The 26,047-nt window shown below is 62.4% G+C and carries 19 protein-coding genes; 9 read left to right on the top strand and 10 right to left on the bottom strand.

All coding sequences use genetic code 11. The annotated features are described in order from the left end of the window. The first annotated feature begins 191 nt into the window (after window positions 1-191). The 5 genes from B0W55_RS21020 to guaA all read left to right on the top strand — a co-directional run bounded on the left by B0W55_RS21020 (window position 192) and on the right by guaA (window position 6,031). The gene (locus tag B0W55_RS21020) at window positions 192-659 is read left to right on the top strand and encodes a VUT family protein (protein WP_077047836.1); all 468 of its coding nucleotides are present in this window, start codon (window positions 192-194) and stop codon (window positions 657-659) included. Window positions 660-749: 90 nt separating this feature from the next. Beyond that, on the top strand, window positions 750-1,931 hold the full coding sequence (gene purT / locus B0W55_RS21015) for a formate-dependent phosphoribosylglycinamide formyltransferase (protein ID WP_077047835.1): 1,182 nt from the start codon (window positions 750-752) through the stop codon (window positions 1,929-1,931). A gap of 186 nt (window positions 1,932-2,117) precedes the next feature. Beyond that, window positions 2,118-2,666: a sugar ABC transporter ATPase gene (locus tag B0W55_RS21010; RefSeq protein WP_077047834.1), complete on the top strand. Its 549-nt coding sequence runs from the start codon at window positions 2,118-2,120 to the stop codon at window positions 2,664-2,666. Between the two features lie 219 nt (window positions 2,667-2,885). Next, the gene (gene guaB / locus B0W55_RS21005; RefSeq protein WP_077047833.1) at window positions 2,886-4,355 is read left to right on the top strand and encodes an IMP dehydrogenase; all 1,470 of its coding nucleotides are present in this window, start codon (window positions 2,886-2,888) and stop codon (window positions 4,353-4,355) included. Window positions 4,356-4,453: 98 nt separating this feature from the next. Then, a complete protein-coding gene (gene guaA / locus B0W55_RS21000) occupies window positions 4,454-6,031 on the top strand; it encodes a glutamine-hydrolyzing GMP synthase (protein ID WP_077047832.1) in 1,578 nt (525 codons plus the stop codon). A gap of 226 nt (window positions 6,032-6,257) precedes the next feature. Here guaA and B0W55_RS20995 read toward each other — a convergent pair whose 3' ends face one another. Further along, on the bottom strand, window positions 6,258-9,353 hold the full coding sequence (locus tag B0W55_RS20995; RefSeq protein ID WP_077047831.1) for a membrane-targeted effector domain-containing toxin: 3,096 nt from the start codon (window positions 9,351-9,353) through the stop codon (window positions 6,258-6,260). Window positions 9,354-9,544: 191 nt separating this feature from the next. Here B0W55_RS20995 and B0W55_RS20990 point away from each other — a divergent pair, with 191 nt between their 5' ends. Further along, window positions 9,545-10,921, top strand: a complete 1,377-nt coding sequence (locus B0W55_RS20990; protein WP_077047830.1) for a multicopper oxidase family protein — start codon at window positions 9,545-9,547, stop codon at window positions 10,919-10,921. Beyond that, complete coding sequence (gene tadA / locus B0W55_RS20985) at window positions 10,921-11,418, top strand: tRNA adenosine(34) deaminase TadA (RefSeq protein ID WP_077047829.1); 498 nt, start codon at window positions 10,921-10,923, stop codon at window positions 11,416-11,418. The genes B0W55_RS20990 and tadA overlap by 1 nt, the downstream gene beginning before the upstream one ends. Before the next feature lie 134 nt (window positions 11,419-11,552). On the opposite strand, the gene cmoB is transcribed toward tadA, so the two are convergent. From cmoB to B0W55_RS20955, 6 genes are all read right to left on the bottom strand, one after another. After that, window positions 11,553-12,509: a tRNA 5-methoxyuridine(34)/uridine 5-oxyacetic acid(34) synthase CmoB gene (gene cmoB / locus B0W55_RS20980; protein WP_077047828.1), complete on the bottom strand. Its 957-nt coding sequence runs from the start codon at window positions 12,507-12,509 to the stop codon at window positions 11,553-11,555. Continuing rightward, window positions 12,506-13,285 (bottom strand): carboxy-S-adenosyl-L-methionine synthase CmoA, encoded by a 780-nt coding sequence (gene cmoA / locus B0W55_RS20975; protein ID WP_175645534.1) that lies wholly within the window; start codon window positions 13,283-13,285, stop codon window positions 12,506-12,508. The genes cmoB and cmoA overlap by 4 nt, the downstream gene beginning before the upstream one ends. A 208-nt stretch (window positions 13,286-13,493) precedes the next feature. After that, window positions 13,494-14,129 carry a lysoplasmalogenase gene (locus B0W55_RS20970; RefSeq protein WP_077047826.1) on the bottom strand — a complete coding sequence of 212 codons (636 nt, stop codon included), beginning with the start codon at window positions 14,127-14,129 and terminating at the stop codon, window positions 13,494-13,496. A 2-nt stretch (window positions 14,130-14,131) separates the two neighbouring features. Further along, the gene (locus B0W55_RS20965; protein ID WP_077047825.1) at window positions 14,132-14,524 is read right to left on the bottom strand and encodes a protease inhibitor I42 family protein; all 393 of its coding nucleotides are present in this window, start codon (window positions 14,522-14,524) and stop codon (window positions 14,132-14,134) included. Window positions 14,525-14,727: 203 nt separating this feature from the next. Then, a complete protein-coding gene (lon, locus tag B0W55_RS20960; RefSeq protein WP_077047824.1) occupies window positions 14,728-17,145 on the bottom strand; it encodes an endopeptidase La in 2,418 nt (805 codons plus the stop codon). A 303-nt stretch (window positions 17,146-17,448) separates the two neighbouring features. Continuing rightward, window positions 17,449-19,857, bottom strand: a complete 2,409-nt coding sequence (locus B0W55_RS20955) for a glucose/quinate/shikimate family membrane-bound PQQ-dependent dehydrogenase (protein WP_077047823.1) — start codon at window positions 19,855-19,857, stop codon at window positions 17,449-17,451. A 235-nt stretch (window positions 19,858-20,092) separates the two neighbouring features. Here B0W55_RS20955 and B0W55_RS20950 point away from each other — a divergent pair, with 235 nt between their 5' ends. Both B0W55_RS20950 and B0W55_RS20945 read left to right on the top strand, forming a co-directional pair. Then, window positions 20,093-20,323 (top strand): VF530 family DNA-binding protein, encoded by a 231-nt coding sequence (locus tag B0W55_RS20950; RefSeq protein WP_077047822.1) that lies wholly within the window; start codon window positions 20,093-20,095, stop codon window positions 20,321-20,323. Window positions 20,324-20,325: 2 nt separating this feature from the next. After that, the gene (locus tag B0W55_RS20945) at window positions 20,326-20,970 is read left to right on the top strand and encodes a Pr6Pr family membrane protein (RefSeq protein ID WP_077047821.1); all 645 of its coding nucleotides are present in this window, start codon (window positions 20,326-20,328) and stop codon (window positions 20,968-20,970) included. 98 nt (window positions 20,971-21,068) lie between these two features. On the opposite strand, the gene B0W55_RS20940 is transcribed toward B0W55_RS20945, so the two are convergent. The 3 genes from B0W55_RS20940 to B0W55_RS20930 all read right to left on the bottom strand — a co-directional run bounded on the left by B0W55_RS20940 (window position 21,069) and on the right by B0W55_RS20930 (window position 25,762). Continuing rightward, window positions 21,069-21,854, bottom strand: coding sequence for a siderophore-interacting protein (locus B0W55_RS20940; RefSeq protein WP_077047820.1), 786 nt, complete (start codon window positions 21,852-21,854; stop codon window positions 21,069-21,071). Beyond that, on the bottom strand, window positions 21,847-22,425 hold the full coding sequence (locus tag B0W55_RS20935; RefSeq protein ID WP_077047819.1) for a PadR family transcriptional regulator: 579 nt from the start codon (window positions 22,423-22,425) through the stop codon (window positions 21,847-21,849). Before B0W55_RS20935 ends, B0W55_RS20940 begins: the two co-directional genes overlap by 8 nt. Before the next feature lie 220 nt (window positions 22,426-22,645). Continuing rightward, entirely contained in the window at window positions 22,646-25,762 is a 3,117-nt protein-coding gene (locus B0W55_RS20930; RefSeq protein WP_077047818.1) for a transglycosylase domain-containing protein, read from the bottom strand. Window positions 25,763-26,047 lie beyond the last annotated feature (285 nt).

Genomic DNA, 26,047 nt, shown 5'->3' with positions numbered 1-26,047 from the left:
TGTGGCGAGGGAGCTTGCTCCCGCTGGCTGCGGAGCAGCCCCATTTAACCTGCGTTGCAGACCTGTAAACCGTATGCTCAGATCCTGGGACCGCTCCGCGCTCCAGCGGGAGCAAGCTCCCTCGCCACAGGTTATTTGTCATCCGGTGATGAAGTATCCTGTGCGGCACATTCACAGGTACTTCTCCCTTTATGCTCTTCCTGATCGCCTACATCAGCAGCGTCGTGCTGATCAACTTCGCCTTTTCCACCGCCCCGCACCTGGACATCATCTGGTCCGCCTGGGGCGGGTTGGTGTTCATCTTGCGCGACATGGTGCAAACCCGCTTCGGTCACGGCGCGATCGCGGCCATGCTGGCGGCGCTGGTGCTGTCCTATGTCACCTCCGACCCGGCCATCGCCCTGGCCAGCGCCACGGCGTTCGCGGTGTCCGAGTGCATTGACTGGCTGGTGTTCAGCATCACCAAGCGGCCCTTGCACGATCGCCTGTGGATAAGTTCGGCCCTGAGCATTCCCCTCGACACCTTTATCTTTTTCGGCCTGATCGGTGCGCTGACGCCCGGCGTTATCCTCACCGCCCTGGGCTCGAAATTCGCTGGTGTCACGGCGGTGTGGCTGATCATGGCCTGGCGCCTGCGCAAGCAAGCCGTCGTCAGCTGAAGCCAAACCCTGCGGTTCATGTAAAATGCCGCGCTTTCTCCCATGGGAAGCCTGCTTCCCTCGATGATCCGCTTCTTTGAGGACCTCCAGATGACCCGTATCGGAACTCCATTGTCGCCCACCGCGACCCGTGTATTGATGTGTGGCTGTGGCGAGTTAGGCAAGGAAGTGGTGATCGAGCTGCAGCGCCTGGGCGTTGAAGTGATTGCCGTGGACCGCTACGCCAACGCGCCGGCCATGCAGGTTGCTCACCGCAGCCACGTGATCAACATGCTCGACGGCGCCGCCCTGCGCGCGGTGATCGAGGCCGAGAAACCACACTTCATCGTGCCGGAAATCGAAGCCATCGCCACCTCCACCCTGGTGGAACTGGAAGCCGAAGGCTTCACCGTGATCCCGACAGCCCGCGCCACGCAGCTGACCATGAACCGCGAAGGCATCCGTCGCCTGGCCGCCGAAGAACTGGACCTGCCGACCTCGCCTTACCACTTCGCCGACACCTTCGAGGACTACAGCAAGGCGGTCGAAGACCTTGGCTTCCCATGCGTGGTCAAGCCGGTCATGAGCTCTTCGGGCAAGGGCCAGAGCCTGCTGCGCAGCGTCGATGACGTGCAGAAAGCCTGGGACTACGCCCAGGAAGGCGGCCGTGCCGGCAAGGGCCGGGTGATCATCGAAGGCTTCATCGATTTCGACTACGAAATCACCCTGCTGACCGTGCGGCACGTTGGCGGCACGACGTTCCTGGCGCCGGTCGGCCACCGTCAGGAGAAGGGCGACTACCAGGAGTCCTGGCAGCCACAGGCCATGAGCCCGATTGCCCTGGCCGAGTCCGAGCGCGTGGCCAAGGCCGTTACCGAGGCCCTGGGCGGACGCGGTCTGTTTGGCGTGGAGCTGTTCATCAAGGGTGATCAGGTGTGGTTCAGCGAAGTGTCGCCGCGCCCGCACGACACCGGTATGGTCACGATGATTTCCCAGGACCTGTCGCAGTTCGCCCTGCATGCCCGGGCGATCCTCGGCCTGCCGATCCCGGTGGTACGCCAGTTCGGGCCATCGGCTTCGGCGGTGATCCTGGTGGAAGGGCAGTCGACCCAGACCGCGTTCGCCAACCTGGGCGCCGCGTTGAGCGAACCGGACACCGCGCTGCGCCTGTTCGGCAAGCCTGAAGTCAACGGCCAGCGCCGCATGGGCGTGGCCCTGGCGCGGGACGAGTCGATCGAAGCTGCGCGGGCCAAGGCGACCCGTGCTTCGCAGGCTGTGGTCGTAGAGCTGTAAAAACCTGTCGGGCGGGCCTATACCTTCTATGGGCGCCGCACAATGGCTTTACCTGTAGGAGCGAGCAGGCTCGCAATGGACTCGAGCGCGCCGCGGGGTGTCAATTTCCCCCCCGTTATCGTTCGCGACCATCGCGAGCCTGCTCGCTCCTCCAGGTCATTCATCAATGTTCCAGGCCTGTACCCCATGAATTCGCAAAGCATCATCGTCCCGAAAATCTCCACGCTGCCGGTGCACGAGCCCCGGGCTCGGGCGATCGTGCGCTGGCTGGTGCGCAAGAACATCATCAAGGAAGAACTCACCACCTGCGGTCGTACCGGCAATCGCATGGGCCATGCCATCGGCGACGGTGCCCGCGCGGTGGTGCTGCACCCCGAAGCGCTGCCATTCGGTGAGCAGGTCAATGGCCTGGAGATCATCACCAAACGCTGCATCTATACCCCGGCAAAGGGTTTCCTGGGCGAGGCGGGCTGCGCCGAATGCCGCAAGGAAATCGGCGAAGCCCTGTTCGAAAGCCTGGAAGACTGGATGCCCGGGCGCACGGACAACTTCACCTGCCCGGAATGCGGGCATGAAGACGACATCAACGGCTTTCTGTTTTTGCAGGAGTGCGGCTTCTCCAACCTGGGCTTCATCTTCAACAACTGGGCCGAGGCCGGGTTCAAGCAGAGCTTTCTCGACGAGTTTGCCGATTGGCTGGATCAGCCGGTCAGTTGGGTCAAAGTAGAACTCTGAACACCTGTGGGAGCGAGCTTGCTCGCGATGAATGTTCAGGCCACGCGGGTTTCCGGACAACCCGCATTATCGTTCACGACCATCGCGAGCAAGCTCGCTCCTGCAAAAAAGCACCCCGTATATCTGTAATGCCAATAATACACAGAGTTTTACATTGAACCCGAGGGGGTGTCTGACTATAATGGCGCGCTTCCATTTTCCCGCTCGGGAGCCCCCGCGATGCTGCGTATCAGCCAAGAAGCTCTGACATTCGACGACATTCTCCTCGTGCCCGGTTATTCCGAGGTGCTTCCTAACGAAGTCAGTCTCAAGACCCGCCTTACCCGTGGCATCGAGCTGAACATTCCTCTGGTTTCTGCCGCCATGGACACCGTCACTGAAGCCCGTCTGGCAATCGCCATGGCTCAGGAAGGTGGCATCGGCATCATCCACAAGAACATGACCATCGAGCAGCAAGCTGCCGAAGTGCGCAAGGTCAAGAAGTTCGAAGCCGGTGTCGTCAAGGATCCGATCACCATCGAGGCTGACGCCACGGTGCGTGACCTGTTCGAATTGACCCGCCTGCACAACATTTCCGGCGTTCCGGTCCTGCACGATGGCGACCTGGTCGGCATCGTCACCTCCCGTGACGTGCGTTTCGAAAACCGCCTGGACGCCAGTGTCCGTGAAGTGATGACGCCCAAAGAGCGTCTGGTCACGGTCAAGGAAGGCGCCGACAAGAACGACGTTCGCGAGCTGCTGCACAAGCACCGCATCGAGCGCGTGCTGATCGTCGACGACAAGTTCGCCCTCAAGGGCATGATGACCGTCAACGACATCGAAAAAGCCAAGGCTTACCCGCTGGCCAGCAAGGACGACCAAGGTCGTCTGCGCGTTGGCGCTGCCGTCGGTACCGGTAAAGACACCGGCGACCGCGTAGCCGCCCTGGTCAACGCCGGCGTGGACGTGGTGGTGGTCGACACCGCCCACGGTCATTCCAAAGGCGTGATCGACCGCGTTCGCTGGGTCAAACAGAATTTCCCTGAAGTGCAGGTCATCGGCGGCAACATCGCCACCGGCGCTGCCGCCAAGGCCCTGGCCGAAGCTGGCGCTGACGCCGTCAAGGTCGGTATCGGCCCAGGCTCGATCTGCACCACCCGTATCGTCGCCGGTGTCGGCGTCCCGCAAATCAGTGCCATCGCCAACGTCGCCGCTGCCCTCGAAGGCACTGGCGTTCCGTTGATCGCCGACGGCGGCATCCGTTTTTCCGGTGACCTGTCCAAGGCCATCGTGGCCGGTGCCTCCTGCGTGATGATGGGCTCGATGTTCGCCGGTACCGAAGAAGCGCCAGGCGAGATCGAACTGTTCCAGGGCCGTTCGTACAAGGCTTACCGTGGCATGGGTTCGCTGGGCGCCATGTCCCAGGCTCAAGGTTCCTCCGACCGTTACTTCCAGGACTCCTCGGCCGGCGCCGAGAAGCTGGTTCCGGAAGGCATCGAAGGGCGTGTTCCGTACAAGGGCACCCTGAGCGCCATCATCCACCAGTTGATGGGCGGCCTGCGTTCTTCCATGGGCTACACCGGTAGCGCCAACATCGAAGAAATGCGCACCAAGCCGGAATTCGTGCGGATCACCGGCGCTGGCATGGCCGAGTCCCACGTGCACGACGTGCAGATCACCAAGGAAGCGCCAAACTACCGCGTAGGTTGAGCCTTCCAGCAAAAAGTTAACGACCGGGGCTGTTTGATTCAGCCCCGAGTCGTTTCTGAATCACGACTGTTTCTGAATGACTTAGACGAGACTGAATCATGGCCCTCGATATTCACGCTCACCGCATCCTGATCCTCGACTTCGGTTCCCAGTACACCCAACTGATCGCCCGCCGCGTGCGCGAGATCGGCGTGTACTGCGAACTGCACCCGTTCGACATGGATGACGAAGCGATCCGCGAATTCGCGCCAAAGGGGATCATCCTCGCGGGCGGCCCGGAGTCGGTACACGTGGCCGACAGCCCACGGGCACCCCAGGCAGTCTGGGACCTGGGCGTACCGGTTTTCGGTATCTGCTACGGCATGCAGACCATGGCCGAGCAGTTGGGCGGCAAGGTCGAAGGCTCCGAACTGCGTGAGTTCGGTTACGCCCGTGTCGACGTGGTCGGCAAGAGCCGCCTGCTGGACGGCATCGAAGACCACATCGACGCGGACGGCCTGTTCGGCCTCGACGTGTGGATGAGCCACGGTGACAAGGTCACCAAGATGCCGGAAGACTTCCACATCCTGGCCAGCACCCCGAGCTGCCCGATCGCCGGCATGTTCAGCGACGAGCGCGCCTACTACGGCGTGCAGTTCCACCCCGAAGTGACCCACACCAAACAGGGCGGTCGCATCCTGTCGCGCTTCATCCTCGACATCTGCGGCTGCGAAGCGCTGTGGACCCCGTCGAAAATCGCTGAAGACGCCATCGCCCAGGTTCGCGCCCAGGTCGGCACCGACAACGTGCTGCTGGGCCTGTCCGGCGGTGTTGACTCCTCCGTTGTGGCCGCGCTGCTGCACAAGGCGATCGGTGATCAGCTGACCTGTGTGTTCGTCGACAACGGCCTGCTGCGCCTGCACGAAGGCGAGCAAGTGATGGCCATGTTCGCCGAGAACATGGGCGTCAAGGTGATCCGCGCCAACGCCGAGGAGCAGTTCCTCAACAACCTGGCCGGCGAAGCCGACCCTGAGAAGAAGCGCAAGATCATCGGCCGTACCTTCATCGACGTGTTCGATGCCGAATCCTGCAAACTGGACAACATCAAGTACCTGGCCCAGGGCACCATCTACCCGGACGTGATCGAGTCGGCTGGCGCGAAAAGCGGCAAGGCCCACGTGATCAAGTCGCACCACAACGTGGGCGGCCTGCCGGAAGAGATGAACCTGAAACTGGTCGAGCCACTGCGCGAACTGTTCAAGGACGAAGTCCGCCGTCTGGGTCTGGAACTGGGCCTGCCGTACGACATGGTCTACCGCCACCCATTCCCGGGCCCGGGCCTGGGCGTGCGCATCCTCGGTGAAGTGAAGAAGGAATACGCCGACCTGCTGCGTCGCGCCGACCACATCTTCATCGAAGAACTGCGCAAGGCCGACTGGTACCACAAGGTCAGCCAGGCCTTCGTGGTGTTCCAACCGGTGAAATCGGTGGGCGTGGTCGGCGATGGCCGTCGTTACGCCTGGGTCGTGGCCCTGCGTGCCGTGGAAACCATCGACTTCATGACCGCCCGTTGGGCACACCTGCCGTACGAACTGCTGGAAACCGTCAGCGGCCGTATCATCAATGAAATCGAAGGCATCTCCCGCGTCACCTACGACGTGTCGAGCAAGCCGCCGGCGACCATTGAGTGGGAATGATCCTGCGATAGGGTTGTTGTGAAGCAATAAAAAAACCTGGCCCCGGCCAGGTTTTTTTATGCCCGTCGTACACCTTGTGGGAGCGGGCTTGCTCCGGGCGGCGTTCCGACGAAAGCGGTGTGTCAGTCAACTGATTGACCGACTGACACACCGCCTTCGCAAGCAAGCCCGCTCCCTCCATCGATCGCGTGCTCCTCAGGCGTGTCTGTCACTCGGGAGATCGGTGTCAGCCCGGCAATCGGCTCTGCAGGCTCAAGCCCATCTGTTCAAGTGCCGTCGACAATTGCGCCAGGTTGTCAAAGTGCACGCCGCTGACGTGGCTCCACGCTGGGCGATTGATGGAGATGCGCCCGTCGGCCAGGGTCTGGACCGCTGTTCGCAGGATCGAGTTGCTCTGGCTGCGGTGAATCAGGGTGTAGGTGCCCTCCGAGCCTTCGAACACATACATGCCCGGGCGATAAAGCAACCGGCTGATTTGCTTCTCGCTGCGGCTGACCGCTGGTGCTTCAAGGCGCAGCAACAGATCGGCGTATTGGTGGTGGAAGGTCCCACGCTGGGTGTCGCCCTGTGAGAAGGGGCCGCGTTCGATTTCAATGCCGGGATCAGCCACAACGCTTTCGCCATGCCCCGGACTGACTTCTTCGATCCGCAGGCCGATGCCGCCTTCCAGTTCACTGATCCCGGCCAGCCCCCTGAAGGTATTGGTACTTTCCACTCCGGTGAGCACTATCCACTTGCCCACATCATTGAGGGTCTTGTCCATGAACAGGATGTCGGCGGTCAGGTGGTTGGTGCACATTTGCTCTTCGATGCGGGTGAACAGCAGCGTCTTGCGATAAGTGGCTGCACAATCGGTGGCCTGGATGCGCACGCCGTTTTGCCGGGCGGTTTTCACCAGTTCCAGCTCATTGAACCGCCCGGCGGGGTCGGTGCCCAGGCGGCTCAGGTACCGCTCCAGCTCCTCGGGCATGACACCGCTCTTGAAGTAGGCATTGAGGTCGGTCTGGACAAAGTCGCTGAGCAAGCGGCGCACGTAGAGGGTCTTGAGGCCTTGCCGGGCCAGCGCGGGCATGTTTTCGATGATTAGGCGCATGCTGGTGATACGCCCCGGCGTTTCGCCGATGACCAGGCCGGGGGCAGCCTCCAAGGCTTGTGTCAGGGCATCCGCCACGGTCGTTGATGCGTTGATCGGCGCAATGCCCGGACGCGGCGGCAGATTGCCCCAGGACAGGTTGTGGTAGAAGCGGGCGGCGGAGGACAGTAAAGCCCTGGCCTTGGCGGCGAAATTCAGCGCATATCGATCCGGGACGATCAGATCGCCATTAGGCCCGATCTGCACGTGCACGTGTGTCTCGCGGATTTGCATCGCCCAGCGCCTGAGTTCGGATTGGCGCGCGGGGTCAACATCGTAGGGTGTTTTCACCGGGCGGATGTCGGTCGAGGTCGAAGGTTGAGGTTGAGGTTGAGGTTGAGGTTGCGGGTCGGGCGCGGCAGGCAGCGTGCCGGGCTCGACCGACGGTGGCTCCGGTTCGGCCGTTGCCGAGTCGCGCACATCCAGTTCCAGCTCTACGGTGCACTCCTTGCCCAGGCACTGGCCGCCACCCTGCAAACCCAGGCGTGTCATGCGCTCCCAGGTGCCTTCAGCGTTCAAGCGCACCGGCATGGAGTGGGCGAGCTGGTTGGGCCTGGCCGGGTCGACGATCGCCCAGAATCCGCCACCGCGCGAGTCGTTGAAGTAGCGCACGTAATAAGCCGTGTCGTTCATCAGAATGGCGAAGGGTGGCTCGCCGTCGAGGCGGTAGATGCCCTGGAATTTCCCCGGTTCGGTTTCCGGTTCCAGTCCATCCAGCAACTCATTGGACTGATAGGTCTGTGCGATCTCGGGGACTTGTTCCGGTTCGGACGGTATTGGCGACAGGTCCTGCGGGACAGGAAACGTGCCGGTCGGCCTATCGCGCGCCAGTTCCTCGGACAGCTGTGCCCATTCAGCCGCCTCGGCGGCGTCCACTTCGGCGCCCACTTCCGCCAGCGGTCCGGTGCCTTTGAGGAACGGCAGGTTGAACAGCACATCGATGCCATTGAGAATCGCCGCGATGACCCCGGCCTTGCGCTCGGCGGAGGTCTTGCCGTTGACCGCCTGATCGATATTCAGGCCCATGCTGGCGATGCCTGCGCCAATCACCGGCAAAGCCACCGGCCAGCCTACCGCCGCCATCGGGCCGAAGACCTTCAGGCCGGCACTCAAATAGCCGATCCACAATTTTTTCAGCAGTTCGCTTTTGGAGGTCAGGGACAGATCGGCTTCGGCGAACATCGCGGTACGCGCACCCTCACGCAACCAGCTGAACGCATCCCCGATGACTGCCTGATCGTTCTGGTTCACCAGGTGATGATCGCTTTGGCCCCAGGTGTTGACGAGGCGGTTCATCAGGTCGCTGATGCCTTCGCTGATCTGCTGTCGGTCGGCGAGCGGAAAATGCTTGAGGAACAGCTCCCGTGGGCCTTTTTCGTTCAGCTGCTGCAAGACCCACCAGTGCAGGTCACCCGCGGTCTCCAGTACGTGGAATACCTGGGTATCGCCTGGCACGTAAAGGATTTGCCGTCCCTTGGGATCGCCGATGCGCAGGATGTCGGTCGCGGCATGGCCGGCGATGTCCAGTGCATACACCTGGCTGGACGTCGCTTCGGTTTGCAGGGTGTGCAAGGTGATCGGCCAGGTCAGCGGGCCGATGACTGCACTGATTGCAGTTTGAAAATCCTGGTCAGTCAGGTGGCCGCTGTCTCGGGCTTGCACGGCTTTGCTGAGGAAGTTGGATTTGGCCAGGGTGCGAAAATCCGTGGCGCAGTCGCTCCAGAACGCCTGCAGCTTGTTGCGGTACAGGGTGTTGAAGTCGATGGCCCAGAAGTCTTTCAGCACATCGCTGCCGTGCAGGCGTACTTCGTTGCTGGCATCGAAGTTTTCCGCTTCGGGGCCAGCGGTGTAGAAGCCGCCGTACAGGTCCAGCAAGTCGGCGTTGTCCTGATCGGTGGCACGAAAGCGGTGGATCACCAATTGCGTCAGGGTCTGGGATTCATAGGGTTTTTCGCCGTAGTGCTGCCAACCGGTGAACGACGGCGCCAGGTTTTGCGCAGTCTTGAAGCGGTGGAAATAGACCTGATCGGGGTCGAGGCCGACCACGCCGTATTTCTCCAGCAGCTGCGCGGCGACACCATGGGCGGTGTCGTGCAGGCTTGGGCAGGCCTTGACCACGTGGGTGGCGATGACCTTGAGGGCGGCCTTGTCGGCGGCATTGGGCAGGGGGCGGGTTTCTAGCGCAGGCATTCACTCTGTTCCTTGAGAGAGGGGGAGGCCAAGCATGGCGCCTGTACTCAAGGGCGGTGCTTTACATATGTACCGCCTCGCGCCTGCGTCCATCCGCCGCGCTGCCCTTACTGTTTCGCAACCGCAGGTGTATCGTATTCGCCTTTTGCGGGCCCGGTGCCTGTCTGTTGATACGTGAGGTAGTTGAGTTCATGTCCTTTACCCGTCGCCAAATCCTCGGTGGCCTGGCCGGTCTTGTTGTCGTTGGCGTTGGTGCGGGGGGCGCGTCGCGTTACTGGCTGGGCAAGATGGCCGACGCCGAGGCGGGCCACGACTACGAGCTGATCGCGGCGCCGCTGGACGTCGAACTGGTGGCCGGGCACAAGACCCAGGCCTGGGCGTTCGGCCCGTCGGCGCCGGGCACCGAGTTGCGGGTGCGCCAGGGCGAATGGCTGCGGGTACGGTTCATCAACCATCTGCCGGTGGCGACCACCATCCACTGGCACGGCATTCGCCTGCCCCTGGAAATGGACGGTGTTCCTTACGTGTCGCAACTGCCGGTGTTGCCGGGCGAATATTTCGACTACAAGTTCCGGGTGCCGGACGCCGGCAGCTACTGGTATCACCCCCATGTGAACAGCAGTGAAGAGCTGGGCCGCGGGCTGGTGGGACCGCTTATCGTCGAAGAGCGCGAGCCCACCGGGTTCAAGTATGAAAAGACCTTGAGCCTCAAGAGCTGGCACGTCGACGAGGTGGGCAATTTCGTCGAGTTCAGCATTCCCCGGGAAGCGGCCCGTGGCGGTACGGCGGGGCGCCTGGCGACCATCAACGGCGTGCCGCAGGCAGTGGTCGACTTGCCGGCCGGGCAGATCACCCGCGTGCGCATTCTCAATCTCGATAACACCCTGACCTATCGCCTGAACATTCCGGGCGTCGAAGCGCAGATCTATGCGCTGGACGGCAACCCGGTGGAACCGCGCCCATTGGGCAAGGAATACTGGCTCGGCCCCGGCATGCGCATTTGCCTGGCGATCAAGGCGCCGCCGGCCGGTGAAGAGTTGTCCCTGCGCAACGGCCCGGTACGCCTGGGCACTTTGCGCTCGGTGGCCAATGCCGACGCGCCCACCGAGTGGCCGCCGGCGCTGCCTGCCAACCCGGTGGCCGAGCCGGACCTGGCCAATGCCGAGAAACTCAACTTCAATTTCGAATGGGTGGGCTCGGTGTCGGTCAACGTCGACAACGGCAAGCCGCCGAGCCTGTGGCAGATCAACGGCAAGGCTTGGGACATCACCGACAAGACCTGCGCCGATCGGCCGATTGCCAAGCTCGAGAAGGGCAAGAGCTACATTTTCGAATTGAAGAACATGACTCAATACCAGCACCCGATTCACCTGCACGGCATGAGCTTCAAGGTGATTGCCTCGAACCGGCACAAGGTCATCCCGTACTTCACCGACACTTACCTGCTGGGCAAGAACGAGCGGGCGCAAGTGGCGTTGGTGGCGGATAACCCGGGGGTGTGGATGTTCCATTGCCATGTGATCGACCACATGGAAACCGGCCTGATGGCCGCCATCGAGGTGGCCTGATGCGTCAGATTCGACCCGCCGCGATCATCGACCGCAGCCGTGACCGTGATTTCATGCGCGAAGCCCTGTCCCTGGCCGCACAGGGCGCGGCACTGGGCGAAGTGCCGGTGGGCGCGGTGCTGGTGCAGGACGGTGAAATCATCGGTCGCGGCTTCAATTGCCCGATCAGCGGCAACGACCCCAGCGCCCACGCCGAAATGGTCGCGATCCGGGCGGCCGCTCAGGCCGTGAGCAACTATCGCCTGCCGGGCAGCACGCTGTACGTGACGCTGGAGCCGTGCAGCATGTGCGCCGGGTTGATCGTGCATTCGCGGATTGCCCGGGTGGTGTATGGCGCGCTGGAGCCCAAGGCAGGGATTGTGCAGAGCCAGGGGCAGTTTTTTACCCAGGGCTTCTTGAATCACCGGGTGCTGTATGAGGGGGGGGTGCTGGCTGAGGAATGTGGGGCGGTGCTGAGCGAGTTCTTCAAGGCGCGCCGCGCAAAGCCTGCAGAATAGACACCGAACCAAAATGTGGGAGCGGGCTTGCTCGCGAAAGTAGTGTGTCAGTCACTGATTTACCGACTGACACACTGCTTTCGCGAGCAAGCCCGCTCCCACAATGGGGGTCTCCATCTACCTGGAGGTTGGTGTTACTTACGAGCCACGATCACCGCGCGCATCGGCGCCGGCAGCCCTTCGATGGTCTTGCTGTGATCCTCGGGATCGAGGAAATCGCTGAGCGACTGATACTTCATCCACTCCGTCCCGCGCTGCTCCTCGACGCTGGTGGTGCTCACGTCCACACAGCGAACATCGCTGAACCCGGCGCGACGCAGCCACAATTCCAGCGCCGGCACCGACGGCAGGAACCACACGTTACGCATCTGCGCATAACGATCCTCCGGCACCAGCACCTGATGTTTGTCACCCTCGACCACCAGGGTTTCCAGCACCAGCTCACCACCCTTGACCAGGCAATCCTTCAACGCCAGCAAGTGTTCGATCGGCGAACGGCGGTGGTAGAACACGCCCATGGAAAACACCGTGTCGAAGCCTTCCAGATTCGGTGGCAGGTCTTCAAAGGGGAAGGGCAGGTGCCAGGCATTGGGCTCGGACAGGTAGCGCTGCACCGCCTGGAACTGGCAGAAGAACAGCCAGTTGGGGTCGACACCGATCACGCTGTCGGCACCGGCGCCGAGCATGCGCCACATGTAGTAGCCGTTGCCGCAGCCGACATCGAGAATGCGTTTGCCCTTGAGGTCCAGGTGCGGGGCGACCCGCGACCACTTCCAGTCCGAGCGCCATTCGGTGTCGACGTGCACGCCGAACAGGTCGAACGGCCCCTTGCGCCAGGGTGACAAGCCCATCAGCGCCGTGCGCATCTGCGCGCGGGTAGCCTCGTCGCAGTCGGTGTCCAGTGTCAGGCCGTTGAGCAGGTCGACCTGGCTCGGCTGAATCTTCGGCAGGGCGTCCAGTGCGCTTTGCCAGCGCTCCAGGTCGCCATGACCCTTTTCCATTTTCTTGTCGAGTTGCGCCTGCAGGGTGTTGGCCCATTCGGCCAGCGGCGTGCCGGCCAGACGGCGGGCGAGGGGGGACAGATCAATCATGGCAAGGCAATCAACGAGGCAAAGTTAAGACACTGGAACCACGGCACGACTTTCGAGAAACCGGCGGCCAGCAGGCGCTCGCGGTGTTCTTCGAGGCTGTCGGGCTTCATGACGTTTTCGATGGCGCTGCGCTTCTGGGCGATTTCCAGTTCGCTGTAGCCGTTGGCGCGTTTGAAGGCGATGTGCAGATCGGTCAGCAGGGCGTGTTCCTGCGGATCGTTGAAGCGCAGCTTTTCCGACAGGATCAGGGCGCCGCCGGGCAGCAGCGACCGATGAATGCGCGAGAGCAGTTCGGTGCGCCGCTCGGGGGCGATGAATTGCAGGGTAAAGTTCAGCGCCACCACTGAGGCGGGCTGGAAGTCGAGGGCCAGGATGTCGCCTTCGATCACTTCCACCGGCAACAACTCCTGGAACATTGAATCCTGACCGTTGAGGTATTCGCGGCAGCGCTCGACCATGGCCGCGGAGTTATCCACAGCGATGACGCGGCAACCGTCGGTGCGCACATGCCGTCGCAACGCCTGGGTCACCGCGCCGAGGGATGAACCGAGGTCGTAGAGCACACTATTGGGCTGGGCGAACTGCGCGGCGAGCACGCCGAGGTTTTCCACGATGGTCGGGTAGCCGGGTACCGAGCGCTTGATCATGTCCGGAAACACCCGCACCACGTCCTCGTTGAAGGCGAAGTCAGGCACCTGGGCCAATGGCTGGGCGAAAAGGCGATCGGATTCTTTGCTCACGGCGGTTCCGGCAGTGTCGGTGGAAAAGGCCGGCATTTTAGCCAAGTTGGCGCGGGGATGCGCGGGTTGTCTGATAAACCGGCGGGCGGCCTCATTTTCCGGGCGAATGAGCCTTTGTGGCGAGGGAGCTTGCTCCCGTCGGGCTGCGTAGTGGCCCCAATACCCGTCAACCGGCCAACACCCCGCTAACCGGATTGACGACGGCTGCGCCGCCGAGCGGGAGCAAGCTCCCTCGCCACAGTGTTCAGCGTGATCGTTGGGTAAACGCTGACGCTGTGATCCCCCATTGCCCCAGCCAGTAACTGAGGATGATCACATAGGGCGCGGCATCGAACGGCACCACAAACCGGCTGATGCCAATCACGCTGTCCGAGAACACGAACGCCACGGCACCAGCGGCCGCCAGCAGCGCCGAGCGCTTGGGCACCTCGGTGCCAAGTCGCGCCAGGGCCCGCCAGAGCATGGCGCTGATGGCCAAACCGTAGACGATCACCGGAATCAGCAACGGCCCCAATCCATGGACAATCAGAATCCCCAGCAGCACAGCGCCAACCACGACAGCAATGATCAACGGCAACAGGGCCAACCGCCGACAATCACTCAGATAAGCCTTCAGATACGCCAGGTGCGCCACCAGAAACGCGCCCAGGCCAAACACGAACAAATCACCCGGCAAGGCCAGCAACACATCGCCGATCAACGAGAAAATCAGCCCAAGGCTGATCCAGCGCCGATAGTCCCCCGGCGGTGCGTCGTGCAGCCAGCCGAGCAGGGCCAGGACCGGCAGCGGCTTGACCAGCAGGCACAGCAGCGCGGCGTGCACGCTCAGGCCATAGAGGAAGGTCACCGCGCCCATCAGCGCCAGAATCAGCCAGCCCACGGTCAGTTGACCGAGATTGCGCAGTCGAAGGCGTCCACCGGCAATACTTCCGGTGCCCAGGGTTGCTGGGACGTCAGGCGCAAACGGCCGTTGCCCGTGGCGAACGCCTGAAAGCGCCAGATCGACACGCCAGCGGCGCCGACGATGCCGGCGTCTTCCGGGTTGCGGTAAACCTCTGGCCCCAACGAGCGCAGCACGCCACCGGCCGAATCCTGGATCGACCAGCGATAACCCGTGGTCGGGTTGCTGGGCAGGGTCAGGATCAGGTTCTGCCCGTTGGTGAGCTTCACCGGGCATTCGCTTTGTTTTTCCACGGTCACGTTGTGTTTCGGCGGGGTGGCGCAAGCGGCCAGCAGCGCGAAGGCGAGGGGGACAAACAGGCGGGTGGGGGACATGGGGTCAGTGGCTCCGGCGTTCACGACGAACGGCGAGCATAACCGAGATGAGACAAATTGTGACAGCAGAGGAGAGGGGGCAGGGCTGACGCCTTCGCGAGCAAGCCCGCTCCCACCTTCAGATCGCATTCTCAGGACAGAACGCGTTCAACTGTGGGAGCGGGCTTGCTCGCGAAAGCGCTGCTCCAGGCGCTACAGGGCTGTCAGAACAACACCTTCGCCACATCCGCAAACCGCTTGGCGAAGTGCACGGTAATGCCGTCCTTCAGGTACTCCGGCAGTTCCTCGAAATTGCCCCGGTTCGCCTCCGGCAAAATCAGCTCGAATATCTTCTGCCGCCGCGCTGCGATCACCTTCTCGCGCACGCCGCCGATCGGCAGCACATGCCCGGTCAGGGTCAGCTCGCCGGTCATGGCCACACCTTTTTTCGGCGGCTGGTTGCGTGCCAGCGAGAGCAGGGCACTGGCCATGGTTACGCCGGCGCTCGGGCCGTCTTTCGGGGTGGCGCCTTCCGGGACGTGCAGGTGCACGAAGGCCTCGTCGAAGAACTTCGGATCGCCGCCAAACGACTTCAGGTTGGAACTGACGTAGCTGTAGGCGATTTCCGCGGACTCTTTCATGACATCACCCAACTGCCCAGTGAGCTTGAAGCCACGGTTGAGGGTATGAATCCGCGTCGCCTCGATCGGCAGGGTGGCGCCGCCCATACTGGTCCAGGCCAGCCCGGTGATCACGCCGGTGCCGGACAGCACTTGCTCGTTGCGGAACACCGGTTTGCCCAATGACGTTTCCAGGTCTTTAGGGCCGAGCTTGATCACCGCTTTCGGATCGTCGAGCAGCTTGATCACCGCTTTGCGCACCAGTTTGCCGAGGTTTTTCTCCAGCTGACGGACACCCGCTTCCCGTGCGTAGCCGTCGATCAAGGCCTTGAGCGCGTTGTCGCTGATGCTCAGGCTGCCTTTGGAAACACCCGCTTTCTCAAGCTGTTTCGGCCACAGGTGACGCTTGGCAATGGCGACTTTTTCCTCGGTGATGTAGCCCGACAGGCGAATCACTTCCATCCGGTCCAGCAGTGGGCCGGGAATCGAATCCATGGTGTTGGCGGTGCAGACGAACAGCACTTTCGACAGGTCCATGCGCAGGTCGAGGTAATGGTCGAGGAATTCGACGTTCTGCTCAGGGTCCAGGGTCTCCAGCAGCGCCGAAGCCGGGTCGCCCTGGTAGCTCTGGCCCATCTTGTCGATCTCGTCGAGCATGATCACCGGGTTCATCACTTCGACGTCTTTCAACGCCTGCACCAGCTTGCCCGGCTGCGCGCCGATGTAGGTGCGGCGATGGCCCTTGATCTCGGCCTCGTCGCGCATGCCGCCAAGGCTGAAGCGGTAGAACGGCCGGCCAAGGGACTCGGCGATGGAGCGACCGACGCTGGTCTTGCCCACGCCGGGCGGGCCTACCAGCAACACGATGGAGCCGCTGATCTCGCCTTTGTAGGCACCGACCGCGAGGAATTCGAGGATGCGGTCCTTGATGTCATCCAGGCCCGCGTGGTGGTTGTCCAGTACCTTGCGCGCGTGCTTGAGGTCGAGCTTGTCTTCGCCGTACACGCCCCAGGGCACCGAGGTCGCCCAGTCGAGGTAGTTGCGGGTCACCGCGTATTCGGGCGAACCGGTCTCGAGGATCGACAGCTTGTTCATCTCTTCTTCGATGCGTTTCTGCGCTTGAGCAGACAACACCTTGCCGACCAGTCGCTGTTCGAACTGTTCAAGGTCGGCGCTGCGGTCGTCCTTGGTCAGGCCCAGCTCCTGCTGGATGACCTTGAGCTGTTCCTTGAGGAAGAACTCGCGCTGGTGCTCGCCGATCTTGCGGTTCACCTCAGCGGAAATCTCTTTCTGCAGGCGCGCGACTTCGACTTCCTTGCGCAGCATCGGCAGGACTTTTTCCATGCGCTTGAGCATCGGCACGCAGTCGAGCACTTCCTGCAATTCGTTGCCGGTGGCTGACGTGAGGGCGGCGGCGAAGTCGGTCAGCGGCGAAGGGTCGTTGGGGCTGAAGCGGTTGAGGTAGTTCTTCAACTCTTCGCTGTACAGCGGGTTGAGCGGCAACAGTTCCTTGATCGCATTGATCAGCGCCATGCCGTAGGCCTTGACCTCGTCGGTCGGCTCGGTGGGCTGGTGCGGGTATTCGACTTCCACCAGATAAGGCGGGCGATGGTGTTTGAGCCAGGTCTTGAGGCGGACGCGGGTCAGGCCCTGGGCGACGAATTGCAGCTTGCCGTTCTCGCGGCTGGCGTGGTGCACCTTGACCAGGGTGCCGTACAGCGGCAGGGCCGAGGTGTCGAAATGGCGTGGGTCTTCCTGGGGCGTGTCCATGTAGAACAGGGCCAGGGAGTGGTGATCGGACTTGGCCACCAGGTCGAGGGTCTCGGCCCAGGGTTCTTCGTTGACGATGACCGGCAGCACTTGCGCGGGGAAGAACGGCCGGTTGTGGATCGGGATGATGTAGACCTTGTCCGGCAGGTTCTGGCCGGGAAGGGCCAGGCCTTTGCCCGGAGTATGACGGGTGGCGTTTTGCGGGTCGGCGTATTCGCTTGGGTCTTCGGGGAATTCTTGCTGGTCGCTCATTTGGGCACCTGCGCAATGGGTATGGGTCTTAGATGGGGCAGGTAGGCGGTGGTTTCAATGATGCCTTGAGGTTAATGGACTATTCGAAGGTGTATTCAGCAGGGATTCAGGTTAGCTGGTCTTGAGTGCGGCGCGATCAATTGTGGGAGCGGGCTTGCTCGCGAAGACGGTATTTCATTCAAGATTGAGGGTGAATGACACACCGCCTTCGCGAGCAAGCCCGCTCCCACAATGGGTGTCCCGGTGACAATGAAAAAGGCGACGCCCTCAAGAGCGTCGCCTTGGTTTCAACCGCCGCTACAACTATTCGGACAGTTTGTAGGCAATCACATAGTCCCCTTGTCTGGTCCCCAGTGAACCATGCCCACCGGCCACCACCAGCACGTACTGCTTGCCGTCCTTGCCGGTGTAGGTCATCGGTGTGGTTTGCGCGCCGGCGGGCAGGCGGCCTTCCCACAGTTGCTTGCCGTTTTTCACGTCATAGGCACGCAGGTACTGGTCCAGGGTGCCGCTCAGGAAGCCAACGCCACCGGCGGTGGTGAAGGTGCCGCCCAAGCTGGGGACGCCCATGCTCAGCGGGATCGGTACGGGCGAGCTGTCGCGCACGGTGCCGTTCTTGTGTTTCCACAGGACCTTGGCCGTGGTCAGGTCGATGGCGGCCACGTAGCCCCAGGCCGGTGCCTGGCAGGGCAGGCCCATCGGCGACAGCAGCGCTTCGAGCACCACGCCGTAGGGCGCGCCCTTGTTCGGCTGCACGCCTTCGGTCTCGCTCTTGCGCGGGCCCTGGGCGGCGATTTCGGCGGCCGGGATCAGTTTCGACTTGAACGCCATGTAGCTCGGGTTGACGAAGGCGATCTGACGCACCGGGTCGACCGAGATACCACCCCAGTCGAACACGCCGAAGTTGCCCGGATAGACGATCGAACCCTGCAGCGACGGTGGGGTGAACGGGCCGTCGTAACGCATGGATTTGAAATCGATCCGGCAGATCAGTTGATCGAACGGCGTCACACCCCACATGTCACGCTCCTGCAACGGTGGGGGCATCAGGTTGAGGTCGGATTTCGGTTGGGTCGGCGAGGTATGGTCGCCTGCCACCGCACCTTGCGGTACCGGCACTTCATTGATCGGCACGATGGCCTGGCCGGTGCTGCGGTCCAGCACGTAGATGCTGCCCTGCTTGGTGGAGGCCAGGACCGCAGGCTTGACGCCGCCTGCGGTTTTCAGGTCCATCAGGGTGGGCTGGCCACCCACGTCCATGTCCCACAGGTCGTGGTGGGTGAACTGGAAGTGCCAGCGGACTTTGCCGGTGGCGATGTCCAGAGCGGTCAGGCCGGCGGCATGCAGTTCCGATTCCGGGGTGCGGGCGCCGCCGAACTGATCCGGGGTCTGGTTACCCATGGGCAGGTAAAGCATGCCGAGCTTTTCATCGACCGCGAACATCGACCACATGTTCGGTGAGTTGCGGGTGTAGGTCTTGCCTTCGGCAATCGGCGTCGTATCGTCCGGGTTGCCGCTGTCCCAGTTCCACACCAGTTTGCCGGTGTGCACGTCGAACGCGCGGATCACGCCGCTCGGCTCGTCGGTGGAGACGTTGTCGGTGACGTGGCCGCCAATGACCACCAGGTCTTTGGTGACCGCCGGTGGCGACGTGGAGTAGTAGCCACCGGCGGTGAAACCACCGATGTTGGCGCGCAGGTCGACCTGGCCCTTGTCGCCGAAGTCTTCGCACATCTTGCCGGTGTCGGCGTTGAGGGCGATCAGGCGGGTGTCGGCGGTGGGCAGGAAGATACGGCGCGGGCAGGCGCTGGCCACCGGGGCGCTGGCGCTGCCGGTCGGGCTCTGTTCGGAGGCATACACCGCGTCGTCGTGATAACTCACGCCACGGCAGGTCATGTGCGCCCAGCCCTTGAAGTCCTTGGCGTTCTGGGTGGAGAGTTTCGGATCGAAGCGCCAGATTTCCTTGCCGCTGTCCGGGTCCAGGGCGATCACCTGGCTGTGGGGCGTGCACACGTAGAGCATGCCGTTGACTTTCAGCGGAGTATTTTCAGCGGTGGTTTCCCCCGGATCGTTCGGGCCAGGAATATCACCGGTGCGATAGGTCCAGGCCGGCACCAGTTTATGCACGTTCTGCGGCGTGATTTGCGCCAGTGGCGAGTAACGATCGCCGTGGGCGCTACGGCCGTAGGAGTTCCAGTCGCCATCGGCCATGGCCGGCGCGGTGTTGGTCATGCCCGGCACGCTGTCGCGGTCCAGTTGACCCTTGAATTCGCCTGGGTTGGTGAACTGGCTGGCCACTGCCGTAGCACCCGCGAGCACCACGGCCACGCTCAGCGCGCCGGTAGCCATTGGTGCGGAGCCCTGGCGCAGCAGCGGACGGCGCAGCCACGGCAGCAACATGACGATGCCCAGCGCGAACAGCAGCGCCAGGCGCGGCACCAGTTGCCACCAGTCAAGGCCCACTTCCCACAGCGACCACACGGTGCTGGCGAACAGCACCAGCGCGTACAGGCCCAGGGCTGCGCGGCGGGCGGCGATCAGCAACGCGCCGGTCAGCGCCAGGCCGACACCGGCCAGCAGGTAATACAGCGAGCCGCCAAGCGCAGCCAATTGGACGCCCAGGCCCAGCATGACCAGGCCCATCAGCAGCAGCAGGATACCGAGCAGGCTCGGCAGCAAGCGGCTTCGACTCAAAGCACCTTCAGTGCCCATAGTGTGTTTCTCCTTGATGTTTCACGGGGTCCTGCACAAGTTCACTGTAGAAGACGATCCAGAAAGGGCATGGTTCAGATAAAACCGGTGGTGCCTTCTTCAGAGGGACTTTGTGGCGAGGGGCCGCGCGGACGGTTTCCCGTGTTTCACCTACATTTAATGCACCGCTTCCCCCCGGCGAAGCCCTCGGCTAAGGTGCGCGGCTTCCCATTCTTTCCCTGCTTGAAGGCCCGGCATGACCGAACACAACAACAACCCGCTGCACGGCGTGACGCTGGAGCACATCCTCAACGCCCTGGTCGAGCATTACGAGTGGTCGGGGTTGGCCGAGCGCATTGATATCCGCTGCTTCAAGAGTGATCCGAGCATCAAGTCGAGCCTGACCTTTCTGCGCAAGACCCCTTGGGCGCGGGAGAAGGTCGAACGCTTGTACGTTAAGCTGATGCGCACCAAGCGTCCGCTCTGACGATGTTCACCCGGCATCGTTTCATTGCCCTGGCTGCGGTACTTGGCTGGGCCGGATTGAGCATTCAGCTGTACCTGATTTTCTACTCGCGCTGGACCCTGGCGGCCAGTCTGTTGGGCGGCCTGGTCAGTTTCTTCAGCTATTTCACGGTGCTGAGCAACACCCTGGTGGCAACCGTGCTGACCTGTGAACTGACCTGCCGCGACTCCGCCGCGCGCCGCTGGTTTTTGCAGCCGTGGGTCAGCAGTGGCATTGCGGTGAGCATCGCCGTGGTCGGCCTGGCGTACAGCCTGTTGCTGCGCCATCTGTGGCACCCCGAGGGCTGGCAATGGCTGGCCGATGAACTGCTGCACGACGTGATGCCGCTGCTGTTCCTGATCTACTGGTGGCGCTGTGTGCCCAAGGGCAGGTTGCAGCTGGGGCATATCGCGCTGTGGATGATTTATCCGTTGGCGTACTTCGCCCATGCCTTGTTGCGCGGGCATTTGCTGGCGACCTATCCGTACCCGTTCATCGATGTGACGAAGCTGGGTTATCCACAGGTGTTCATGAATGCGGCGGGGTTGCTGGTGGGGTTTGTGGTGATTGCGTTGATGGTGGTCGGGCTGGATCGGTGGCTGGGGCGGCGGGATTCTCGGCGGCAATGAGATTGCTTTCGCGAGCAAGCCCGCTCCCACATTGGTCCTGTATACGCCGATCAACTGTGGGAGCGGGCTTGCTCGCGAAGAGGCCCTCAAGGAAAAAATCACTCCTCGGGACTGTCATCCAACCGCCAATACCCCGCCGCCTTGACGAACTGATCATCCAGCCCGTGCTCATCGAGCAGCACCCGGCGGATCTGCCGCGATGCCTTGCTCTCGGTCGCGACCCAGGCGTAGAGGCTGCCGGTGGGCACCTTGACCTGCCGCACCGTGGCCAGCAGATGATCCTTGCCGCCCTCACGCAACACCCAGATCACGTTGACGTCGGCTGCGCTCTCCAGCACTTGCTGCTCTTTGCCGTTTTCCACTTCGATGATCACCAATGCCCGCCGGTTGGCCGCCAGGCCTTCCAGACGCCGGGCGATGGCGGGCAGGGCGGTTTCGTCGCCGATCAGCAGGTAGCTGTCGAAGATGTCCGGCACGATCATCGAACCCCGTGGCCCGCCGATGTGCAGGCATTGTCCGGGTTTGGCCTGCTCGGCCCAGGTCGAGGCGGGGCCGTCGCCGTGCAGGACGAAATCGATGTCCAGTTCCAATGTTTCCAGGTCATAGCGACGGGGCGTGTAGTCGCGCATCGCTGGCATCGGCCCGTCGTTTTTACCCGCGCCGAGCACCAGGGTATCCAGTGCCGCCTGTTCGGCTGCGTTTTGCGGGAACAGCAATTTCACGTGGTCGTCCGTGCCCAGGCTGACGAAGCCGGCGAGCTCGGGCCCGCCCAGGGTGATGCGGCGCATGCGCGGCGTCAGGTCGACCACCCGCAGGACCTCCAGGCGACGGCGTTTGATCTCGTGCATGACGCGGTGAATGGTCTGCCCGATCACTTCAGTCATCGGCTTTCTCCTGTACGAATTGAACGGCGGGGCCGTCGACAATGGCCTTGGCCGTGTTGTTGAGCAGATCGCGCACCCGCAGGATTTCGTCGGGGCTCCAGCGACCGTGGTGCATTTGCAAGGCATGGCGCAGGTTGTGCACCGCCTCGTGGATTTCTGGCGGGCGATCGTGGCCGCGCAACGAGCGCTTGCTGACCTCGATGCGCATGCGCACGCCATCCAGCGCAATCGCTTGCTCGCTTAATGACAGACGACCGAGCTCGGTCACGCTGTAGCGTTTCTTGCCGGCCTCGGCATCGGCCTGGATCAGGTCGCTTTCTTCGAGAAAGGTCAGGGTCGGGTAGATCACGCCGGGGCTGGGGCTGTAGGCGCCGTCGAACATGCCTTCGATCTGGCGGATCAGGTCATAGCCGTGGCACGGCTGCTCGGCAATCAGCGCCAGCAGCAGCAACTTCAGGTCGCCTGGGGCGAATACTCGCGGGCCGCGGCCGCCGCGTTCACGGCCGGGGCGCTTCTCGAAGCCGTCACGGCCGTCGCCATGCTCGCGATGGGGGGAATGAGGGTCTCTCATTGATAGTCTCTCTCGTCGTATTTAGATACAACTTAAGATATATCTTATGCGGCTTGCAAGTTTTTGTTGAGAATGACTTTCATCGGCTGACGAACGGTTTTTACCTGTAGGAGCGAGCATGCTCGCGAAAAACGTAGGGACAACGCGGGCATTCAGGCACCCCGCGTCATCGTTGACGTCCATCGCGAGCAAGCTCGCTCCTACAAGGGCTAAGGGTGCGTCAGCGCCGTGCCACCTCGACCGGCAGGCACTCGGTGTTGCTCCCCGGTTGCAGGAAAGGCGTGAGAATCGGCGCCATGCCCTTGAGCACTTGCACGGGCAGGGCCGAGGTGAACTTGAAGTTTTCAGCGGAGCGGCCGTCGACGAAGGCGGTCAGGGTGCCGAAATGGTGGTCGCCGATGTAGAACACGAAGGTCGCAGTACGGTTGAGGGACTTGGAACTCAGGATCCGCCCGCCGGAACCGATGGCTTCGATGCGGTTGTCCCCGGTCCCGGTCTTGCCCCCCATGGCCAAGGGCTTGCCATCGGGTGTGGTAAAGCTGCCGGACACCCGCTTGGCGGTCCCGGCGTCCACCACTTGCGACAGGGCTTCGCGCATGGCCCGGGCGACTTCGACCGGCATCACCCGTTTGCCGACGTCAGGGTCGTTGATCAGTTTGGTTTCATACGGCGTATTGGCCGCAAAGTGCAGGCTGTCGATGCGCAGGGTCGGCATCCGCACGCCGTCGTTGAGGATGGTGCCGATCAGCTCGGCGAGGGCGGCAGGGCGATCGCCCGAACTGCCGATGGCGGTGGCCAGCGACGGCACCAGATGGTCGAACGGATAGCCGACCTGCTGCCAGCGCTGGTGAATGTCGAGGAACGCCTCGATCTCCAGCATGGTACGGATACGGTTGTCCCGCGCGCCCTTGTGCCGGCTCTTGAACAGCCAGCTGTAGACTTCCTGGCGCTCGAACTGGCTGGCCTTGACGATGTCCTTGAACGTGGCGTCCGGGTGGTTCAGCAGGTAGCCCATCATCCACAGGTCCAGGGGGTGGACCTTGGCGATGAAGCCCTGGTCCGGCAGGTCATATTTGCCGGGGCCGTAAGATTCATAGAGGCGCTGCAGGCGATCGTCATCGAGTTTTTCGGTGAGCTTGGTGCCCTTGAGGTGCGAACGCACAAAGCTGTTGAAACTTTCCTGGCTGGCGTGGGGCAGCAGGTAACGGTGCACCGCGGCCATGCGGATCGGCGTCGGGCGCATGCTGTCGAGGAAGGTTTCGAGGCGTTCCTGGGTGTCCTTGTTGCGGTATTTTTTCCAGAACTTGAGCAGGAACGAACTGCCCTCGCGGTCGGCGAACGAAGCCAGGTACTCCTGACGCCGCGGGTCACGATCGTCCATCAACAGTTCGGCGCTGTTGTTCGGGCCTGAATAGGTGGTGTAACGCACCAGGTCACGCATCAGGCGGATGAACGGCAGGTTGATCGACTCACGAATGGCGTCGCGCAGGGTCGGCAGGCGGCCGTTGTCTTCCTTGCGGAAGTTGTGGAACACGTGCAAGCCGCCACCGGTGAAAAACGCCTCGCCGGGGCTGGCGGAGTATTTACGGTCCAGCGCGGCGCCGAGCATGGTTTGCAGGTCGTGGTCCTTGTTCTGGATCAGGTAATCGACCACCCAGCGGCTCAGGCGATCTTGCTCCGGTACCTGGACTTTCTTCAGGTCCGGCACGCTCATGGCGCCGTATTTGTCGTGCAGCTCGGCGATGATCTGCAGGTAGGTGGTGAGCACGCGCATTTTTGCCGTGGAGCCCAGTTCCAGTTTGCTGCCCTCGTTGATGTCGAACGGCTGGTCGGTGCTGTCGGTCTGCACCCGCACCCGCGAACCGTCGGGCGTGAGCTCGAACAAGGTGAAGCTGTAGCGCACCTGGGTGGTGCTGGTGGGGGTCAGCAAACGCTCGCCCATCAGGCCGATTTGTGCGGCGAACGCCGGATCGGCGAGTTTTTTCAGGTAGGCCGTGGCCTGGGTTTGCAGATCGCCTTGCAGGGTGCTGGTGGCTGAGAGATCGAGGCGGTCAAGGTCGTACAGCGGACGATTGAGCAGCCCCGCCAGACGACTGCGGGCCACGCTGATGCCCTTGTTGGTTTCGATCGGCTGGATGGTCGGCTGGGTCGCCCAGTCGCGATAGGTGACCTTGCTGGCCAGTGCCGCATCGGCGTACGGCTTGTCGATCACGCCGTTCTGGGCCAGCAGGCGAATGTGGCTGTCGGTGAGTTCGGCCAGCTCATCACGACCCTTGCTCAAGTAGTGCGAAGGTCGGCGCTGGGCAATCATCAGGGACAGCATTTCGCGCAGGGCCAAGCCTTTGGCCGCCAGGGTCTTGGGATCCGTCGCATCGCTGGCCAGGGTCTTGTTGGCCTCATTGAAGTCGGCGCCGTACCACACCCGCAGGCCCTCGGCCATGCCGTGCACCTCACCGTGACCGGGCACAGCCGACAGCGGCACGCTGTTGAGGTAATCACGCACTACGTTCTGCCGCGCCGTAAGCGTTTCCGGGCCGTCCAGGTAGGCGCGCACGCTGGCGGAGATCATCTGGCGGATCTTTTCCCCACCCGACACCGTCAGGCCATCGGGGGAGTGGCGGTATTTCTCCAGTTGGGTGGCCAGAGTACTGCCACCCGCCGACTGGCCGGGCAGGTGCAGCATCTTGGCCACCTGCGTATAGGCGGCCATGCCGAACCGCGGCCAGTCCACCGCCGGGTTGGCCAGGGGCTGGCGGGGGTCGAGCAGGAAGCGGTTTTCAATGAACAACAGGCTGCTGACCACCACCGGCGGGATCGCTTCGAAGCTGGAATAGAGTTGTTGCGGGTAGTTGTACTGGTACAGCGGCGCGGCCCGGCAATCGGTGATCGACAGCCCGGCCTGGATTTTCTCCGAATAGGGCACGAACAGGCCCTTGTCGCTGTAGTTCATAAGGGCTGGGGAAAAGCGGGTCTGGGCAGCAATCACATAGTCGCGCTTGAGTAGCCGCGGCAGGAATTCATTCAGCGAGCTATAGCCCAGACGCAAGTCGAACGGACCGGCCCCCGGGTAATGGATCGCATCGCTGGGGCCGGGTTTGAGCTCATAACTCAAGGTTTTGGCGAACTTGCTCAGCTCCCGGGCCTGAAACCTGGAGGTGCGCATCTCCTTCTGCGCCGCCAACCCCACGACAATCGCAATGATCAAAATCAGCAACCAAAACGCCTTCCAGCCGTGCTTGGTACGACTGCGAGGCGGTTTTTCAGGTAATGGCGCTTCATCCACAGGTTCAGTCGGGACCACGGTTTTACTCGAATCGGTTTGCCATAAAGCGCCCATAGTCGACTGATCCATTCACGCAGATTGATCGGACTTGTCTGAAGCTTAGACGGTGGTTGGCGATGGTGAAAAAATTGTGAGTGGCCGGATGTCGTGGATCCAGTTTGGTCTTTGGCTGGCGAGATCTTGAGGCAGGGACACTTTTCCAGGGAGAGCAGGAAGTTTTTACGGCCGGGAGGAGCGCGTTTTGTGGCGAGGGAGCTTGCCTGTGGCGAGGGAGCTTGCTCCCGTTCGACTGCGCAGCAGTCACTTTGGGGCCGCTTCGCAGCCCAGCGGGAGCAAGCT

It is taken from the genome of Pseudomonas sp. KK4 (genome assembly GCF_001984065.1).
GTDB lineage: Bacteria > Pseudomonadota > Gammaproteobacteria > Pseudomonadales > Pseudomonadaceae > Aquipseudomonas.
This window is presented reverse-complemented; position numbering and strand designations above follow the sequence as displayed.

Bases quoted from the DNA above. Each gene is read 5' to 3' on its own strand.
- guaB (WP_077047833.1), top strand. From the start codon at position 2,886: ATGCTGCGTATCAGCCAAGAAGCTCTGACATTCGACGACATTCTCCTC.
- cmoB (WP_077047828.1), bottom strand. From the start codon at position 12,509: ATGATTGATCTGTCCCCCCTCGCCCGCCGTCTGGCCGGCACGCCGCTG.
- B0W55_RS20940 (WP_077047820.1), bottom strand. From the start codon at position 21,854: ATGACTGAAGTGATCGGGCAGACCATTCACCGCGTCATGCACGAGATC.
- lon (WP_077047824.1), bottom strand. From the start codon at position 17,145: ATGAGCGACCAGCAAGAATTCCCCGAAGACCCAAGCGAATACGCCGAC.
- cmoA (WP_175645534.1), bottom strand. From the start codon at position 13,285: ATGCCGGCCTTTTCCACCGACACTGCCGGAACCGCCGTGAGCAAAGAA.
- B0W55_RS20945 (WP_077047821.1), top strand. From the start codon at position 20,326: ATGTTCACCCGGCATCGTTTCATTGCCCTGGCTGCGGTACTTGGCTGG.
- B0W55_RS21010 (WP_077047834.1), top strand. From the start codon at position 2,118: ATGAATTCGCAAAGCATCATCGTCCCGAAAATCTCCACGCTGCCGGTG.
- B0W55_RS20950 (WP_077047822.1), top strand. From the start codon at position 20,093: ATGACCGAACACAACAACAACCCGCTGCACGGCGTGACGCTGGAGCAC.
- B0W55_RS20995 (WP_077047831.1), bottom strand. From the start codon at position 9,353: ATGCCTGCGCTAGAAACCCGCCCCCTGCCCAATGCCGCCGACAAGGCC.
- B0W55_RS20935 (WP_077047819.1), bottom strand. From the start codon at position 22,425: ATGAGAGACCCTCATTCCCCCCATCGCGAGCATGGCGACGGCCGTGAC.
- B0W55_RS20930 (WP_077047818.1), bottom strand. From the start codon at position 25,762: ATGGGCGCTTTATGGCAAACCGATTCGAGTAAAACCGTGGTCCCGACT.
- guaA (WP_077047832.1), top strand. From the start codon at position 4,454: ATGGCCCTCGATATTCACGCTCACCGCATCCTGATCCTCGACTTCGGT.
- purT (WP_077047835.1), top strand. From the start codon at position 750: ATGACCCGTATCGGAACTCCATTGTCGCCCACCGCGACCCGTGTATTG.
- B0W55_RS21020 (WP_077047836.1), top strand. From the start codon at position 192: ATGCTCTTCCTGATCGCCTACATCAGCAGCGTCGTGCTGATCAACTTC.
- tadA (WP_077047829.1), top strand. From the start codon at position 10,921: ATGCGTCAGATTCGACCCGCCGCGATCATCGACCGCAGCCGTGACCGT.
- B0W55_RS20990 (WP_077047830.1), top strand. From the start codon at position 9,545: ATGTCCTTTACCCGTCGCCAAATCCTCGGTGGCCTGGCCGGTCTTGTT.
- B0W55_RS20955 (WP_077047823.1), bottom strand. From the start codon at position 19,857: ATGGGCACTGAAGGTGCTTTGAGTCGAAGCCGCTTGCTGCCGAGCCTG.
- B0W55_RS20965 (WP_077047825.1), bottom strand. From the start codon at position 14,524: ATGTCCCCCACCCGCCTGTTTGTCCCCCTCGCCTTCGCGCTGCTGGCC.